18 protein-coding genes and 1 pseudogene are annotated in these 15,772 nt (G+C 62.6%); 11 read left to right on the forward strand and 8 right to left on the reverse strand.

What is annotated here, in order from left to right; all coding sequences use genetic code 11:
- Both ACWGTO_RS01245 and ACWGTO_RS01250 read right to left on the reverse strand, forming a co-directional pair.
- Complete coding sequence (locus ACWGTO_RS01245) at positions 1–666, reverse strand: amino acid ABC transporter permease (protein WP_454573066.1); 666 nt, start codon at positions 664–666, stop codon at positions 1–3.
- Between the two features lie 73 nt (positions 667–739).
- Positions 740–1,609 (reverse strand): transporter substrate-binding domain-containing protein, encoded by an 870-nt coding sequence (locus ACWGTO_RS01250; RefSeq protein ID WP_454573067.1) that lies wholly within the window; start codon positions 1,607–1,609, stop codon positions 740–742.
- A 117-nt stretch (positions 1,610–1,726) separates the two neighbouring features.
- Here ACWGTO_RS01250 and ACWGTO_RS01255 point away from each other — a divergent pair, with 117 nt between their 5' ends.
- Positions 1,727–2,530, forward strand: a complete 804-nt coding sequence (locus ACWGTO_RS01255) for an IclR family transcriptional regulator (RefSeq protein ID WP_454573068.1) — start codon at positions 1,727–1,729, stop codon at positions 2,528–2,530.
- 24 nt (positions 2,531–2,554) lie between these two features.
- On the opposite strand, the gene ACWGTO_RS01260 is transcribed toward ACWGTO_RS01255, so the two are convergent.
- The gene (locus tag ACWGTO_RS01260) at positions 2,555–2,758 is read right to left on the reverse strand and encodes a YdcH family protein (protein ID WP_112559568.1); all 204 of its coding nucleotides are present in this window, start codon (positions 2,756–2,758) and stop codon (positions 2,555–2,557) included.
- 243 nt (positions 2,759–3,001) lie between these two features.
- Here ACWGTO_RS01260 and ACWGTO_RS01265 point away from each other — a divergent pair, with 243 nt between their 5' ends.
- The 5 genes from ACWGTO_RS01265 to ACWGTO_RS01285 all read left to right on the forward strand — a co-directional run bounded on the left by ACWGTO_RS01265 (position 3,002) and on the right by ACWGTO_RS01285 (position 6,992).
- Positions 3,002–3,181 (forward strand): YdcH family protein, encoded by a 180-nt coding sequence (locus ACWGTO_RS01265; RefSeq protein WP_095487303.1) that lies wholly within the window; start codon positions 3,002–3,004, stop codon positions 3,179–3,181.
- Between the two features lie 290 nt (positions 3,182–3,471).
- On the forward strand, positions 3,472–4,725 hold the full coding sequence (gene ispG, locus ACWGTO_RS01270; RefSeq protein ID WP_454573069.1) for a flavodoxin-dependent (E)-4-hydroxy-3-methylbut-2-enyl-diphosphate synthase: 1,254 nt from the start codon (positions 3,472–3,474) through the stop codon (positions 4,723–4,725).
- Positions 4,726–4,729: 4 nt separating this feature from the next.
- Positions 4,730–5,590, forward strand: a complete 861-nt coding sequence (locus ACWGTO_RS01275; RefSeq protein WP_454573070.1) for a transglycosylase SLT domain-containing protein — start codon at positions 4,730–4,732, stop codon at positions 5,588–5,590.
- Positions 5,591–5,631: 41 nt separating this feature from the next.
- Positions 5,632–6,183 carry a chloramphenicol phosphotransferase CPT family protein gene (locus tag ACWGTO_RS01280; RefSeq protein ID WP_454573071.1) on the forward strand — a complete coding sequence of 184 codons (552 nt, stop codon included), beginning with the start codon at positions 5,632–5,634 and terminating at the stop codon, positions 6,181–6,183.
- A gap of 56 nt (positions 6,184–6,239) precedes the next feature.
- Positions 6,240–6,992: a Stf0 family sulfotransferase gene (locus ACWGTO_RS01285; RefSeq protein WP_454573072.1), complete on the forward strand. Its 753-nt coding sequence runs from the start codon at positions 6,240–6,242 to the stop codon at positions 6,990–6,992.
- Here ACWGTO_RS01285 and ACWGTO_RS01290 read toward each other — a convergent pair whose 3' ends face one another.
- The 4 genes and pseudogenes from ACWGTO_RS01290 to ACWGTO_RS01305 form a co-directional block, all read right to left on the reverse strand.
- Positions 6,993–9,347 (reverse strand): response regulator, encoded by a 2,355-nt coding sequence (locus tag ACWGTO_RS01290; RefSeq protein ID WP_454573073.1) that lies wholly within the window; start codon positions 9,345–9,347, stop codon positions 6,993–6,995. It abuts the gene before it with no gap.
- A gap of 113 nt (positions 9,348–9,460) precedes the next feature.
- Positions 9,461–9,676: a tautomerase family protein gene (locus ACWGTO_RS01295; RefSeq protein ID WP_454573074.1), complete on the reverse strand. Its 216-nt coding sequence runs from the start codon at positions 9,674–9,676 to the stop codon at positions 9,461–9,463.
- Between the two features lie 25 nt (positions 9,677–9,701).
- A pseudogene (locus tag ACWGTO_RS01300) lies at positions 9,702–9,842 on the reverse strand (oxidoreductase); the annotation flags it as partial.
- Between the two features lie 5 nt (positions 9,843–9,847).
- Positions 9,848–10,588 (reverse strand): SDR family oxidoreductase, encoded by a 741-nt coding sequence (locus tag ACWGTO_RS01305; protein ID WP_454573075.1) that lies wholly within the window; start codon positions 10,586–10,588, stop codon positions 9,848–9,850.
- Positions 10,589–10,692: 104 nt separating this feature from the next.
- Here ACWGTO_RS01305 and ACWGTO_RS01310 point away from each other — a divergent pair, with 104 nt between their 5' ends.
- The 3 genes from ACWGTO_RS01310 to ACWGTO_RS01320 all read left to right on the forward strand — a co-directional run bounded on the left by ACWGTO_RS01310 (position 10,693) and on the right by ACWGTO_RS01320 (position 13,041).
- Positions 10,693–11,586 carry a LysR family transcriptional regulator gene (locus ACWGTO_RS01310; RefSeq protein ID WP_454573076.1) on the forward strand — a complete coding sequence of 298 codons (894 nt, stop codon included), beginning with the start codon at positions 10,693–10,695 and terminating at the stop codon, positions 11,584–11,586.
- A 118-nt stretch (positions 11,587–11,704) separates the two neighbouring features.
- Positions 11,705–12,184 (forward strand): carboxymuconolactone decarboxylase family protein, encoded by a 480-nt coding sequence (locus ACWGTO_RS01315; RefSeq protein WP_454573077.1) that lies wholly within the window; start codon positions 11,705–11,707, stop codon positions 12,182–12,184.
- Positions 12,184–13,041 (forward strand): sigma-70 family RNA polymerase sigma factor, encoded by an 858-nt coding sequence (locus tag ACWGTO_RS01320; RefSeq protein WP_454573078.1) that lies wholly within the window; start codon positions 12,184–12,186, stop codon positions 13,039–13,041. Before ACWGTO_RS01315 ends, ACWGTO_RS01320 begins: the two co-directional genes overlap by 1 nt.
- An 85-nt stretch (positions 13,042–13,126) precedes the next feature.
- On the opposite strand, the gene ACWGTO_RS01325 is transcribed toward ACWGTO_RS01320, so the two are convergent.
- On the reverse strand, positions 13,127–13,744 hold the full coding sequence (locus ACWGTO_RS01325) for a TetR/AcrR family transcriptional regulator (RefSeq protein WP_454573079.1): 618 nt from the start codon (positions 13,742–13,744) through the stop codon (positions 13,127–13,129).
- Between the two features lie 102 nt (positions 13,745–13,846).
- On the opposite strand from ACWGTO_RS01325, the gene ACWGTO_RS01330 reads away from it, so the two are divergent.
- Both ACWGTO_RS01330 and ACWGTO_RS01335 read left to right on the forward strand, forming a co-directional pair.
- On the forward strand, positions 13,847–14,662 hold the full coding sequence (locus tag ACWGTO_RS01330) for an oxidoreductase (protein WP_454573080.1): 816 nt from the start codon (positions 13,847–13,849) through the stop codon (positions 14,660–14,662).
- Between the two features lie 68 nt (positions 14,663–14,730).
- Entirely contained in the window at positions 14,731–15,732 is a 1,002-nt protein-coding gene (locus ACWGTO_RS01335; RefSeq protein WP_454573081.1) for an NADP-dependent oxidoreductase, read from the forward strand.
- Positions 15,733–15,772 lie beyond the last annotated feature (40 nt).

Below are 15,772 nucleotides of genomic sequence, written 5' to 3' on the forward strand. Positions count from 1 at the left end.
TCAGCGCGCCGTCCTGAACCGGCGCTCGACGAGCCGTAGTCCGAAGAGCAGCGCGTAGCCGGTCACCAGATACATCGCGGTCGTCACCAGGTAGACCTCGACGATGCGGAAGGTGTTGAAGTTGATCCACTGGGCGCCATAGGTCAGTTCGGGCACAGAGATGACCGAGGCGATGGACGTGTCCTTGAACAGCGAGATGAAGGTGTTGGAGAGCGCCGGCAAGGTGATGCGCAGCATGGTCGGCAGGCGCACGTGAACCAGCCGCTGCCAGGGTGTCAGCCCGATCGCCTTGCCGGCATCGAGCTGGCCGCGCGGCACGGCTTCGAGGCCGGAGCGGAACACCTCGACCAGATAGGCGCCGCTATAGACCGACAGCGTCAGCACGAACGAGGTCGGCGCGTCGTAGGCCAGGTCGATCACGGTCGGCAGGCCGTAGAAGACGAGGTAGACGAGCAGGATCAGCGGCACGTTGCGGATGAACTCGACGTAAGCCGCAATGATGGCGCGTACCACGCGTCCGGCCGACACGTACCAGACCGCCAGCACCAGGCCGATGACAATGCCGATGGCGATCGAGATCACGGCAAGCTCGAGGCTGAGCAGCAGCCCGCCCCAGAGCTTGTCGAAATGCCGCCAGATCAGGTTGAAGTTGAGCGTGTAGCCCATGCGTCTCCCGCAATGCCCGAGGGCTGCCGAGAAGAAGGAGGCGGAAGGGCGCCGGCCCTTCCGCCGGTTGTTGTCAGATGACCGGGAAGCCGGGATGACGGGCCGGCGGCTCCTGGCCGAAATAGTCCTTGAACGCGGCATCGTAGAGCGCCGTCTCGTGGCCGAACATGGCGATGGTGAAGGTCTGGTTGACGAAGGTCAGCCAGTCGAGATCGCCCTGCCTGACCGCCGCGCCGTACAGCATCGAGAACCAGCTCTTGCCGGCATCGAAATACTTGTCCGGGTTGCGTGAGGCGAGCCAGCGCACTGTCGACAGATCGACAGCGGCAGCGTCGACGCGTTTCGATTCCAGCGCCTGCAGCACATTGGCCTGGGTGTCGATCTGCATCACCTGCGCCTGCGGCAAGACGATGTGAACAGAGTTTTCGGCATCGACGTTTTGCAGGATCGAAATGCGCGTCGCCGCGCCACCGGCGAGCAGCTTGTCGAAGGTCTTGTTCTCGGCGGTCGGCAGCGTCAGCAGAGCGACGCCCTCGACATAGTAGGGCCTGGAGAAGTTGATCAGCTGCGAGCGCTGCGCCGTCATGGTCATGAACTGGATGGTGATGTCGACCTTGTTGGTGGTCACATTCGGAATGCGCTGCGCCGGATCCTGCATGACGAATTCGACCTTGGTCGGGTCGTCGAACAGGCCCTTGGCCAGGATGTGGCCCATGGTGATGTCCATGCCGACCAGTTCGCCGGCGTCGTTCTCGAAGTGCCACGGCGCGTTGGTGCTGCCGGTGCCGACGATCAGCTTGCCGCGGTCGAGCGCGGTGCGCAGCACGCTGTCGGATGCGGCCTGCGCGGCCGCCTTCTCGGCGCTGACCGCTGTCATCACGCCGGCTGTCGCCAGCCCGGCCATTCCCAGTTTCAGAAAATCTCGCTTGGATGTGTCGTTCACTGCGACCTCCTGTTCATTGTGTTCCCCTTGCAGATACATGCGTCGGTCGATCAGATTGTCTCTTACAAAAGACACATGTATCCTATACAAGACAGATACTAACACCGGGAATCAACAATGCAAGACGGCAATGACATCACCGACCGGCCTGAGCCCGGCACCGCCGGCGACAAGACCTCCGGTTCGCGCGAAAAGGGTCTCAACCGGGTGCTGGAGATACTGGAGTTCCTGCATGTCACGCAGCGCGCCATCGGCATTGGTGACCTCGCCAAGGGGGTGAATGCGCCGCGCTCCACCACCTACACGCTGGTGCGTTCGCTGGTCGATGCGGGTCTCCTGGAAATGGAGGGCGACGGCAACCGGGTCTATTTCGGCAAGAAGCTCTACCTCTACGGAATGGACTATGTCCGCGGCAACGACCTGCTCCGCCGAGGCCGGCAGGAGGTCGACAATCTGTCGCGCGAGACCGGCGAGACCTCCGAATTGTGCATGCTGCAAAGCGGCCGCTACACCATCGTCCATTCCAGCCCTGGCACCAGGCCGTTCCGCATCAGCTCCGCCACCGGCCTGCAGATCCCGCTGCCATGGACGGCATCGGGGCGGCTGCTTCTGGCCGGGCTTGAGAGGACTGCTATCCAGGACATGGTATCGGACGACGACCTTTTGCTGCCGGATGGCCGCAGGCTGCAGCTCGACGATTTCATCGCCGATATCGCGACGGCCAGGACGACCGGCTATTGCATCACTTCGGGGCTGGTCGACGCCTACACCAAATGCCTGGCCGCCCCGGTGTTTTCCGTCACAGGCAAGGTTGAGGCAACGATGTGCCTGGTGGTTCCGATCGACACCGCGAAGCAAAAGACCGACGAGCTTGTTGCACTATTGCGTGAACGCGCCGCAAGGCTTTCGATGCCGGGATAAAGGGCCAGGCTCCGAGGCTATCGCTCAGGCGATGATGTCCGGAATGATCTTGTCTTCCAGCGCCATCAGCCGGTCCTTGAGGAACAGTTTTTTCTTCTTCATGCGTTGGATCTGCAAGGGATCACAACCCATGGCGATCATCGCATTGATGGCCGCGTCGAAATCGGCATGCTCTTGTTTCAGCCGAGAAAATTCGAGGCGGATATCAGCCTGTTCCTGTTCGGACATTATCTACCGTCTGCACGTCTGCGGCGCCCAATGATGGGCCTGATTGGGCGGGACCGGCGGGGTTTTGTAGCCGGCGCGCAGCCCATACCACATTTCACATTGTCGTGGAATGCTACCACGCAGCATTCGACATCGCCGCCGGATGGTGGCAGAGTGTCATGGTGCCGTCACAGATGCGACTGACTGCGGTGGACGTGCCTTTGACGGCTGCAATCGAGGAAACCATGAAAGGGAGAACCAATCATGTCTCTTGCATCCCATCTTGATGAGTTGCAGCGGAAACACGGTGATATCGAACGCGAGATCGACGATGCGATGAATCATCCATCGGTCGACGACCTCGAAATCGTGAATCTCAAGCGACGCAAGCTGGCACTCAAGGACGAGATTGAAAAACTGAAGGCGAAACCGACGACACACTGACGCCCTTCCTGGATTAGACGCGCCGTCCAGGCGCGTATCCATCGCTCCGGTGGCGACACGCCGCCGGAGGTCTGTTCTTGTTACTATTTCTGACACTGTTGGCCGGTCGACACCGTCTGTGACGGGTCGCCGCGCCACTTCGATTTGGCGAGGCTACCGGCTGCTCGCCATTGACAAGCCATCTTTGCTCCTCCACCTCATGCCCGAACCTCAGCGCAATGCGCTGATAACTGTTTGAGCGGCTGCGTCGACATGGACGCGTCGCTCGGGTGATCAAGAGGCGGCCGGCCATGACCGGATATTTTTCCTCCCCCTTTCCGCGCCGCACCTCGGTCGGCGTCGATGTCGGCGGCGTGATCGTCGGCGGCGGCGCGCCGGTCGTCGTGCAGTCGATGACCAACACCGACACCGCTGATATCGACCAGACCGTGGCGCAGGTCGCGGCCCTGCACCGGGCCGGTTCCGAGATCGTGCGCATCACCGTCGACCGCGACGAGAGCGCCGCCGCCGTGCCGCGCATTCGCGAACGGCTCGAACGGCTCGGCATCAATGTGCCGCTGGTCGGCGATTTCCATTATATCGGCCACAAACTGCTCGCCGATCATCCGGCCTGCGCCGAAGCGCTGGCCAAATACCGCATCAATCCGGGCAATGTCGGCTTCAAGGACAAGAAGGACCGTCAGTTCGCGGCGATCGTCGAAATGGCGATCAAGCACGACAAGCCGGTGCGCATCGGCGTCAATTGGGGATCGCTCGACCAGGAGCTTTTGACCCGGCTGATGGACGAAAACCAGGCGAAGGGCTTTCCGCTGACGGCGCAGGAGGTTACCCGCGAGGCGATCGTGCAGTCGGCGATCCTGTCGGCCGAAATCGCCGAAGAGATAGGCCTCGCCCGCGAAAAGATCATCCTGTCGGCCAAGGTCAGCGGCGTGCAGGATTTGATCGCCGTCTACACCGAGCTTGCCACGCGCTCCAACCATGCGCTGCATCTCGGCCTGACCGAAGCCGGCATGGGCTCCAAGGGCATCGTCGCCTCGTCGGCCGCCATGGGCATTCTGTTGCAGCAAGGCATTGGCGACACCATCCGCATTTCGCTGACCCCGGAGCCGAATGGCGACCGCACCCGCGAGGTGCAGGTGTCGCAGGAGCTCTTGCAGACCATGGGCTTTCGCCAGTTCGTGCCGATCGTCGCCGCCTGTCCCGGCTGCGGCCGTACCACATCGACCGTGTTCCAGGAGCTGGCGCAAAACATCCAGGCCGATTTGCGCAAGAATATGCCGGTGTGGCGCGAAAAATATCCCGGCGTCGAGAATCTCAAGGTCGCGGTGATGGGCTGCATCGTCAACGGCCCCGGCGAATCCAAACATGCCGATATCGGCATTTCGCTGCCCGGCACTGGCGAGACGCCGACGGCACCCGTCTTCGTCGACGGCAAGAAGGCGGCGACGCTGCGCGGTCCGTCGATCGCGGCCGATTTCGAAAAGATGGTCGCCGACTATATCGAGCAGCGGTTTGGACAGCACGGCAAGGCCGCGGCCGAATAGGCCGATGCGCGAGCTGCTCAAAGCCGGTGTGGTCCTGCTCTGCGGGCTGGGTTGCGCCGGACCGGCACTCGCCGATCCACCACAATCGCGCTCGGCGGCGAAACGGTTGATCGGCCGCGTCTGCGATCTCATCGAGACGCATGCCGAACAAAACGGCCTGCCCAAGGATTACTTCGCCCGGCTGATCTGGAAGGAAAGCCGTTTCGACCCCAACGCGGTAAGCCCGGTGGGCGCCGAAGGCATCGCCCAGTTCATGCCTGGCACAGCCAAGATGCGAGGGCTGGCCGATCCCTTCGACATCGACCAGGCGATCCCGGCCTCGGCGAAATATCTCGCCGAAATGAAGACCAGCTACGGCAATCTCGGCCTGGCCGCGGCGGCCTACAATGCCGGCGAGAACCGGGTGTCGCGCTGGCTTGGGTCCGGCGGTTTCCTGCCGATGGAGACCGAAGCTTACGTCTTCGACGTCATGGGCGAGCCGGTCGACAAATTCTCCGACAGCGCCTACGCCGGAAAGGTCGAGCCGCTCGATGCGAAAATGAGCTTTGCCGTGGCTTGCCGCAAGCTGCCGGTGATCATGTCGAGGACAGTCGCCATGGCCTCGATCAATGTGAAGCCATGGGGCGTGCAGGTGGCCGGCAATTTCCGCCGTGGTGCGGCGATCAATCAATGGCTGCGGGTGCGGAGCCGGTTTCCAGCGCTGCTGTCCGGGCATGATCCGGTTGTCAGCCGGGTGCGCACGCCGATCGGCCGGCGGGGCATTTATGCGGTCAGGATCGGTGTCGACGACCGCGCTGCGGCCAATGTCATCTGCCAGAAGCTGCAGAGCGTCGGCGGCGCGTGCATTGTGGTACGCAACCGGTAGGCATGCGAGGAGACGCGGCGGCTCTTTGGAAGGTTTGAGAGATGACAGCCAGAATTGTCCTGCTCAATGGTGTCGGCAGCGCCGGCAAGAGCTCGATCGCCAAGGCGCTGCAGACAATCACCTCCGCGCCCTTCCTGCATGTCCAGATGGACGCCTTCATCGACATGCTGCCGGAGGCGCTTCAGGATCATGCCGAAGGATTTTCCTTCGAGACGGTGCTGGAAGACGGCAAGCCATCGGTGGTGATCAGAAGCGGACCGGTCGGCAAGCGCACCATGCGCGGCATGCGCCATGCCATCGCCGCCATGGCCGGACAAGGCAACGATCTCATCGTCGACGACGTGATCTTCAATGACGAGATAGCGGACTATGTCGAGCTGTTGTCGGGCTTCGATCTGCATTTGGTCGGCGTCATGGCGCCGTTGGAGGTGCTGGAGGCACGCGAGGCGGCGCGGGCCGACAGGCTGCCCGGACTGGCACGCTGGCAATTTCCTCGCGTCCACAATGGCATCGAGTACGATCTCGAAGTCGACAGCAGCCAACTCACGCCGCTCGAATGCGCCCGTCGCATCAAGGAGGAATTTCAGCTATAGGCCGGCTCTGAAGTGGCCGGGCTTGCCTTGGCTCTGGTGAGCGACAAGGGTAGTGCATGTTAGACGGCTACATAATCTGCGGCACGCCCAGAACCGGGAGCACTTTGCTGTGCGGCCTGCTGGCATCGACCAAGACGGCCGGCGATCCGCACTCGTTCTACCGGCGGCAGGACGTAACCGAGTGGGCCGAAGAGTGGCATTTGCCGCGTCCCGAGACGATGAGCGCGCATGACTTCGATGTCGCGTATCTCCAGGCGGCGATCAGGGCCGGGAAGGGCCGGACAGATGTCTTCGGCCTGCGGCTGATGCGGGAAAATCTGGATGAGCTTTCGGTGATCCTCGACGGGATTTTCCCCGCACTGCCATCGGACAAAGCGCGTTTTGAAAAGGCTTTCGGCCGTGTCCTCTACATCCACCTTTCGCGTGAGGACAAGCTGGCGCAGGCGGTCTCCCTGATCAAGGCGGAGCAGACCGGGCTTTGGCATATCGCGCCTGACGGAACCGAGATCGAACGGGCCGCGCCGCCGCAGGAACCCCGCTACGATTTCGAGCGGATCCAGCATCAGCTCGCCAAACTCGAAGCCTATGACAAGGCTTGGAACACATGGTTTGCGGAGCAGGGGATAATACCGCTGCGGATTGGCTATGAGCGGCTTTCAAGCGATCCGGCGGCTACGTTGATAGCCATCTGCGCAGCGCTCGGCGTTCAGGCGCCGAACGCGGAGGATGTGAAGCCTGGCGTCGCGAGGCTCTCGAACGAAACCAGTCTCAACTGGATGCGCCGCTATCGTCTGGACGCGGCGATTTGATCAAGCCGTCTTCGCCACAGTCTCGCTGAGCCAGGTGCCGATCTTGCTGCCGAGGCGGTCGGGCGAAACGGGCTTGGGCAGATAGTCGTCCATGCCGGCCTCGATGCATTTGTCGCGATCGCCCTTCAGCGCGTGCGCGGTGACGCCGATAATCGGCGTATGGTTGCCTGTCGCCGCCTCCGCCGCCCTGATGGCGCGGGTCGCCTCGTAGCCGTTCATCTCCGGCATGGAGACGTCCATCAGGATCAGCTTCGGCCGCAGCGCCCGATACATCTCGACGGCGGTGCGCCCATTGCCGGCGATGCGGTAACTGAGGCCAAGGCCATTGAGGATCTGGCCGAAAACCAGCTGGTTCACATCATTGTCCTCGGCAATCAGGATATCGATGGGGCCGTTCGGCGTGGTCACCGATTCGGGCACCGTGGCCGCAGGCATCACCGGACCGCGAATGACGGTGAAGGCTGGCGGCGCCACGGGTGCTGCCTGCGCGACAACCGGCTCGCGAACGAATTGGGCTTTGCCGATCTGGGCGCGGGCCTTCTGGATGACCGAGATGACGGTGCCGAGCAGGATGGCCGAGCGCGCTGGCTTGGTGAGATGCGCGGCAATGCCGAAATCGATGACCATCTTGCCGAAATCGATCTGGTCGACCGAAGTCAGCAGCACCATCGGGATGGCGGAGAGACGGCTGTCTGCGGCAATCGCCTTGGCGACGTCGGCGCCGTTCATGCCGGGCATCTGGTAGTCGAGAATAATGCAATCGACGGCGGCACCGAGCTGGCTGGCCCGGTCGAGGAAGGCGAGACCGACAGCGCCGCTTTCGGCAGCCGCGCAGTCGAAGCTCCAGCTTCTGAGCTGTTCCAGCAGGATCTCGCGGTTGACCGGGTTGTCGTCGATGACCAGCACTCGGGCGCCGGTCACGTCGACCGGCACGATCTCGTCGCGGGTGTCCTGCTGATGCGCCGGCAGCGGCACGGCGAACCAGAATACCGAGCCGCGGCCGATTTCGCTCTCGACACCGATCTTGCCGCCCATCAGGTCGACGAGGCGGGCGGCAATCGCAAGGCCGAGCCCGGTGCCTTCATGCCGGCGTGTCGACGAGCCGTCGACCTGGGCGAATTTCTCGAACACGTTCTCCAGCTTCTCGGCCGGAATGCCGATGCCGGTGTCTTCGACGCGGACCTTGAGCTGGACCAGACCGTCGACTACCTCGCCGCCGACATCGATCAGAACATGGCCCTTTTCGGTGAACTTCACCGCATTGCCGAGCAGATTGGTGACGATCTGGCGGAAGCGTCCGGCATCGCCGACGACGTGGGCGGGCAGGCGCGGGTCGACACGCACGATCAGCTCGAGGTTCTTTTCGGCGACGCGCGCCGACACCAGCGTGGCGACGTCCTCGACCGCTTCGGCAAGGCGGAAGGGCGCCGGATCGAGCGTCAGCTGGCCGGCATTGATCTTGGAGAAATCGAGGATGTCGTTGATGATGGTAAGCAGCGCATTGCCGGATTTGACGATGACGTCGGTGAAGGTTTTCTGGCGCGCGGTGAGGTCGGTCTTGGCAAGCAGCTCGGCCATGCCCAGCACGCCGTTCATCGGCGTGCGGATCTCGTGGCTCATATTGGCCAGGAATTCCGATTTGGCGCGATCGGCGGCTTCGGCCTTGAACAAGGATGCGGCGGATTCGGTGAAAGCGCGGCGGATCGCCTTTTCCATCGGCCGGAAGATCCACAAGGCGACAATGGCAAGAACCGCACACAACAGCCCGCTTGCCCACAAAAGCAGCCGGTCGCTGGAGGCGTCGGCCAGATGGCGTTCACTGTCCAGGGCGGTGCGCACCCGCACCAGCATCGGCTGGACGAACAGATCGTTCTGGTTGAGGATTTCGCGTGAACTCCATTCGTCGGTCTTTTGCGCCGCCGACATCAGGTTGAAGTTGCGCACCATATCGCGCGACGACCAGAACAAGTCGCCGTTGACGGAAGCGGAGGAGAGTTCGTTGAGGGTCCTGGCCGACAGGCTCGGCTTGATCGCGGCAAGCTGGGCCGAGAGCGTTTCGATCTCACCGGTCAGGCGTTGCGAATGGCCGCGCGCGGCGGCGGCAAGGCCGTCGCGGGTTTCCGTGCGCCAGGCGGTGCTGGCGGTTTCGGCAAAACTGGAGGCATTGCGCAGATCACGGGTGAAGACGACGAGATTGCTGCTCAGTGCGTCGACGTCGTGACGAAAGGAGTTGACGCGATTGAGCGCAAACATCACGGCGGCGGAGGCCAGCGCGAAGATCAGCAATCCCGATATATAGCGGATCCGGATCGAACGGATGAAGGAAGAGTATTCCGGCACGCGCAACCCCAACATATACGCATCATTTTAATGGTCGGGATTACGCTTGATTTACATTAAAATTTCGTTCGCGCCGGATCCATTGCATTCCTGGGTGCCAAGCATGGACGGGATGCGATATCCCGAACTCAGGCGTCCTTGGCCCGGTAGGCATCAGGAATGACGAAGACTTCGTCGGCTCGGCCGTAGCCTCCGTCGGCGACTTCCTCGATCAGCACCATTGTGTAGGGGCGAACGCCTTCGCCGAAATACTCGACGAACATCTGCGTGGTCTTGTGGATGAGGTCTTCCTTCTGCGCCTTGGTGAGGGCGGCCTGCGGCGTCTTGAAGTTGGCAAAGGGCATTTTTAGGTTCCTTTCGGGTTGGGTGTCATGGCGACGGGTGGAGAAGGTCGGCAAGGCAGATGCGCTCCAGAAGCTGCGCCCTGACGCGGTCGGCGACGCCGTTGACGATGGCCGCGCCGTCGTCTGACGGATCGATATGGACGCGGAACGGCCGGCGGTCGTGCGGCATCCTTAGATCGCGCCGCCATTGGCGCGGATGATCTGGCCGTTGACCCAGTGGCTGTCCGGGCCGGCGAGGAAGGCGACGAGCCCGGCTATGTCATCGGGCTGGCCAAGGCGGCCGAGCGGGATGAGTTTCGTGATCGCCTCGATCTGCGCAGCACTCTTGCCGTCGGTGAAGAGATCGGTTTCGACCGGCCCGGGCGCGACGGCGTTGACCGTGATACGGCGCGGGCCAAGCTCCTTGGCCAGAATATGCGTCATGGCTTCGACGCCGGCCTTGGTTGCGGCATAGACGCCATAAGCGGGCTGGTAGAAGCCTACCACGCTCGACGAAAAATTGACGATGCGGCCGCCATCCTTCAGGCGCCGCGCGCCTTCGCGCATGCCGCGGAACGGCCCGCCGAGATTAATGGCGACCTGGCGTTCGAACGCCGCGTCGTCGGTCTGCGCAATCTGCGAGAGCTTCATCAAGCCGGCGTTGTTGACGAGAATGTCGGTCCCGCCGAAAGCCTTTTCGGCAGCATCGAACAAAACACCCATACCGCCGGGTTCGCCGATATCGGCCTGGACCGCCAGCGCCTTGCCGCCGGCGGCTTCGATGACCGAGACGACCGTCTCGGCCTCGTCCTTGCCGCGCGCATAGTTGACGACGACCGCAATGCCGTCCTTGGCGAGCCGTCTGGCGATCGCCGCGCCGATGCCCCTGGAAGCACCGGTCACTATCGCCGTTCTTGCGTGAAACTTGTCCACGGTTGATCTCCAATCGTTGTGCTGGCGCCGATATAGATTGTCGTCTTCGCCGGATAATCAGCCTGGCGTTGACAGCAGTATTCGGATTGGGCGAACAATACGGTATGGATCGACTCGACAGGATGCAGCTGTTCGTGCGCGTGGTGGAGCGGCGCAGTTTCACCGCGGCAGCGGCCGATCTTGGCCTGCCGCGTTCGACCGCGACCGAAGCGATCAAGCAGCTGGAAGATCATCTGGGCGCGAGGCTCTTGGACCGAACCACGCGCCACGTCGCCACGACGCTCGATGGGAGGGCTTATTACGAACGCTGCCTTTCGATCCTGGGCGAAGTCGAAGACGCCGAGGCCGGATTTCGCAGTACCGAACCGCGCGGCCTCCTGCGCGTTGACGCGCACCCGCTGTTGACGCAGAGGTTCCTGCTGCCCGAGCTGCCCGCCTTCCTTGAGCGCTACCCTGAGATCGATCTCCAGATCGGCCAGGGCGACCGGCTGGTCGACCTGGTGCGCGAAGGCGTCGACTGCGTCATTCGCGCCGGCGACCTGCAGGATAGCGGCATGATCATGCGACGATTGGCGATGATCGGCGAAATCACCTGCGCCAGCCCGACCTATCTGAAGCGCCACGGGGTGCCAGCATCGCCCGAGGCGCTGGAGGGCCATCAGGCCGTCGGCTTCGTCTCCTCGCGCACCGGCGACGTGCTGCCGCTGGAGTTCACCACCGGCGCGACGGTGCGTCGGGTTGCACTGCCGGGCCGGGTGAGGGTCAACAATTCAGACACCGCGGCCGATCTGGCGCGCCTGGGTTTTGGCCTTTTGCAAGCACCACGCTATCGGCTGGAAAAGGATCTGGCGGACGGCACACTGGTCGAGGTGCTGCGGGATTTTCCACCGACGCCGACACCATTATCGGCGCTCTATCCGCAGAACCGACAGCTTGCGCCCCGGCTACGCGCTTTCCTGGAATGGGCGTCCCGCATCTTCGCCGAGGCAAGGCTGTGAAGCTCGGATCGGCGTCATCCCAGCGCGCATCAGCTGTTGGGCGAAAATTCGTCCGCATGTCACACCAGCCGATCCCGTCTCGTCATGATGTCGTACTCCAACAGAAGGAAGCCCAATCATGACCGCCAAGATCAATCTGTTCGCCGCTGCCCCTGCGCTGATGAAGCAATGGCAGCGCAGCTCGACCGAACTCGCCGTCGCCGCCAGCCTTGAGCACAGCTTGAACGAGTTGGTGAAGCTTCGTGCGTCGCAGATCAATGGCTGCGCCAATTGCATCAATCTGCATGCCGTCGAAGCGCGCGAGAATGGCGAAACCGAGCAGCGCATCTATCTGTTGCCGGCCTGGCGCGAGGCGCCTTGCTACAGCGATCGCGAGCGCGCCGCGCTCGGCTGGACCGAGGCGCTGACGCGGCTTAGCGAAGGAAAGGATCGCGAGAGCGCCTACGAAGCCTTGCAGGCGCATTTCACTGAGGAAGAACAGGTCAAGCTCACCTTGATGATCAACATCATCAATGGCTGGAACCGCATCGCTGTCGGCTTCGGGCTCTACTCTGACGCTGCGGCAATCCGCTCCAGCGCCAAGGCGGCGGCCGCCTGATGACTCAGGCTGAAACCGAGGATGCGGCAGCGGGCTTCGGCCCGCTGCGGCCGAAGCTGATGCGGGTCGCCTACCGTATGCTGGGGTCGGTCACCGACGCCGAGGATGTCGTGCAGGAGGCCTTCATCCGCTGGATGAGGACCGACCGGTCGCAGGTGCGCGAGCCCGAAGCGTTCCTGCGCCGCACGGTGACGCGGCTTTGCCTCGACCAGCTCAAATCCGCGCGGCGCCAGCGCGAGACCTATATCGGCCCCTGGCTGCCCGAGCCGGTCGTGGAACAGGACGATCTGGAGGACGTCACCTTGCCGCTGATGCTGGCGCTGGAGCGGCTTTCGCCGCTCGAGCGTGCGGCCTTTCTGCTGCACGATGTGTTCGGGCTGGAATTCGAGGAGGTCGGCACAGCTATCGAGCGCGACTCCGCAGCTTGCCGGCAGCTTGCCGCCCGAGCACGAGGCCATGTCCGCCAGGAGCGGCCCCGCTTCAAGGTGGAGAAGCAACGCGGCCTTGAAATCGCCGAAGCCTTCTTCGCGGCGTCACGAAGCGGCGACATGAAGGCGCTAGGCGCACTGCTGACGGAAGATGTCAGTTCGCACGCCGATGGCGGCGGCAAGCGTCCGGCGGCTTTGGCCCCGGTGCTGGGCTTCGACGCGGTCATGAAACAGTACAGGCAGGTCGCGGCCTGGCTGCGCGACAATCGCTCGACGCTGGTGCGCGTCGGCTTCGTCAACGGATTGCCGGGGTTCGTTACGCGGGAAGCCGATGGCGAATTGCAGACGACCGCCCTTGAAATCGAGGAGGGCAAGATCGCGGCAGTCTATGTCATGCGCAATCCCGACAAGCTCAGGCATCTGCATTAGACCCGTGCTTCAAATCACGGAGCGAATAGCGGTTCGGCAAGCCTCCAAAGCAGACCCTTCCTGTGTGCGACCCGCCATGACGATGTCACGGGCTGTCGCCGTTGCCGCCGCCGACCTCTAGGATTGCCTTCCCACCCTCAGGTGTCTGGATCAGCCTGCGCGCAGCATCTGCTCCTGCGGCAAGGATGCGATCCGACAATTCCGTCCCTGCCACCGCGCGAGCCAACTGAAGGGCGCCGATGAGGGTCGCGAAGACACCCATGGCGGCGCTTTCCGGATCCTCGGTCCGCGGGAGCGCAGCAGACAACTGGCGCACCAGAACCAGCAGGTGTTCGGTATAGGCATCGCGCGTTTCGGGTGACTGACGCGCGAGTTCCGGCAACAGAGCGGCCGACGCGCAACCCGTTCCCGGATTATCCCGGTGCTCGGCTGACAGATACGCTGCTATGCCCATCTCCGGGCCACCGGCGGCCAATGCTTCCTGCAGTTGCCGCGACTGGATCTCCATAGCCGCCACCAGGCTTTCACGCACAAGCTCCGCCTTGGATCGAAAGTGCGGATAGAAGGCTCCGTTCGTCAGGCCGGCGTCGCCCATGATGGTTGCCAGTCCGGACGCAGCTATGCCGTCACCGCGAAAACGCCGGGCTGCGACCTCCACGATCCGATCGCGTGATGCATCCTTTCGGCCCTTTTCGTAGCGCATGGCGGCCTTCCTCTCTGCTATTGCATTATGAGCGTAATGTGATATTACGATTGTAATTCAACCAACGGCAAAAAGCCAGCCCTCATGTCTATGGAGTATCAAATGGGTGCATTTTCGGGAAGAACCGCGATCGTGACCGGAGCCTCGTCGGGCATCGGCCGCGCCAGCGCCGAGGCCTTGGCGCGGGCAGGATATACCGTCTTCGGGACAAGTCGCGGCAAGTCCGGCAACGGTCCGGCGCAGGTGTCCATGCTGACATGCGACGTGACCGACGGCGACTCCGTAAGCGCCCTCCTTTCAACCGTGCTGGTGCAGACCGGGCGGATCGACCTCTTGGTCAACAATGCCGGTATCGGCCTGCTCGGCGGCGCCGAGGAATCCTCGGTGGCACAGGTGGAAGCCCTGTTTGACGTCAATCTGTTCGGCGTCATCCGCATGACCAATGCGGTGTTGCCGTGGATGCGGCGGCAAGGCGAAGGGCGCATCATCAACATCGGCTCGATTCTGGGGTTGGCACCCGCGCCATATTCAGCACATTACTCGGCGGTCAAGCACGCGCTTGAGGGCTATTCGGAATCGCTCGATCACGAGGTGCGTGCCTTCAATATTCGCGTCTCGGTCATCGAGCCTGCATTCGTGCGTACCGTCTTCGACCAGAACGGTATCGAGCCGGATTCTCTCCTGAAGGAATACGATCAGGCGCGAGCCGGGCTCAAGGCGCTGCTTGCCGATGTGATGCCCAAAGCCGATCGGCCGGAAGTGGTGGCCGATGTGGTCGTCAAGGCGGCGACCGATGCCCGTCCGCGACGGCGCTATACCGCAGGAAAAGCAGCGCGCCAGGTCAGCCTGCTGCGCCGCTTCGCCCCCGCGGCGATGTTCGACAAGACCTTGCGCAAGCAGTTCCGCTTGCCGGTCTGAACAGCGGTGAGACGGAGAATTTCACGCCTAAACGGCACGCCAACAGACACTTTCAGAAAGTCACTGCCATGAAGGCATTCGTTGTCGATAAGTATAACAAGAAAGGCATTCTGCGGCTGGCAGAGATGCCGGAGCCGGAGCTGCGGGACAATGATGTCCTGGTCGAGGTCCATGCCGCAGGAGTGAACCTGCTGGATTGCAAGATCAGGACCGGCGAATTCAAGCTCATCCTGCCCTATCGCCGGCCCTTCATCCTCGGCCACGACGTGGCTGGGCGGGTTGTCAGGGTGGGCTCGAAAGTCCGCAAATTCAAACCCGGCGACGGTGTCTATGCGCGGCCGCGTGACGGCCGGATCGGGACATTCGCCGAACTCATCGCAATCGATGAGGCCGATGTGGCCCTGAAGCCCGCGAACCTCAGCATGGAAGAAGCGGCTTCAATCCCTCTGGTGGGTCTGACCGCCTGGCAGACTCTCATCGAGAGGGCTGGCCTGAAGAAAGGCCAAAAAGTCTTCATCCAGGCTGGCTCGGGCGGCGTAGGGACATTCGCTATCCAACTGGCAAAGCACCTCGGCGCGACCGTTGCGACAACGGCGAGCGCGGCGAGTGCCGAACTGGTCAAGGGTCTCGGCGGCGATGTCGTCGTCGACTACAAGAAAGACGACTTCGAGAAAGTCTTGTCGGGCTACGACGTCGTGGTGAACAGCCAGGATGCCAAGACGCTTGAAAAGTCCCTGAATGTACTGAAGCCGGGCGGCAAGCTCATCTCCATCTCCGGTCCGCCGGATCCCGAATTTGCCAGGAAGCAGGGACTGAACCTGATGCTAAGGCTGCTGCTGCGCCTGCTGAGTCGCGGTATCCGGACCAAAGCCAAGCGCCGGGGCGTGGAATTTTCGTTCCTGTTCATGTGGGCGCAAGGTGAGCAACTGAGCAAAATCACGTCCCTCATCGAAGATGGGGCGATCCGCCCGGTTGTCGACAGGGTCTTCCCCTTTGAAGCAACCAAGGAGGCTCTGGCTTACGTCGAAACAGGACGTGCCAAGGGCAAGGTGGTCGTCAAGGTCAGATAGCGCACCCACTTGGTTCGGGGCGATCGCGTGACCCTGATTA

It is taken from the genome of Mesorhizobium sp. PL10 (assembly GCF_053714315.1).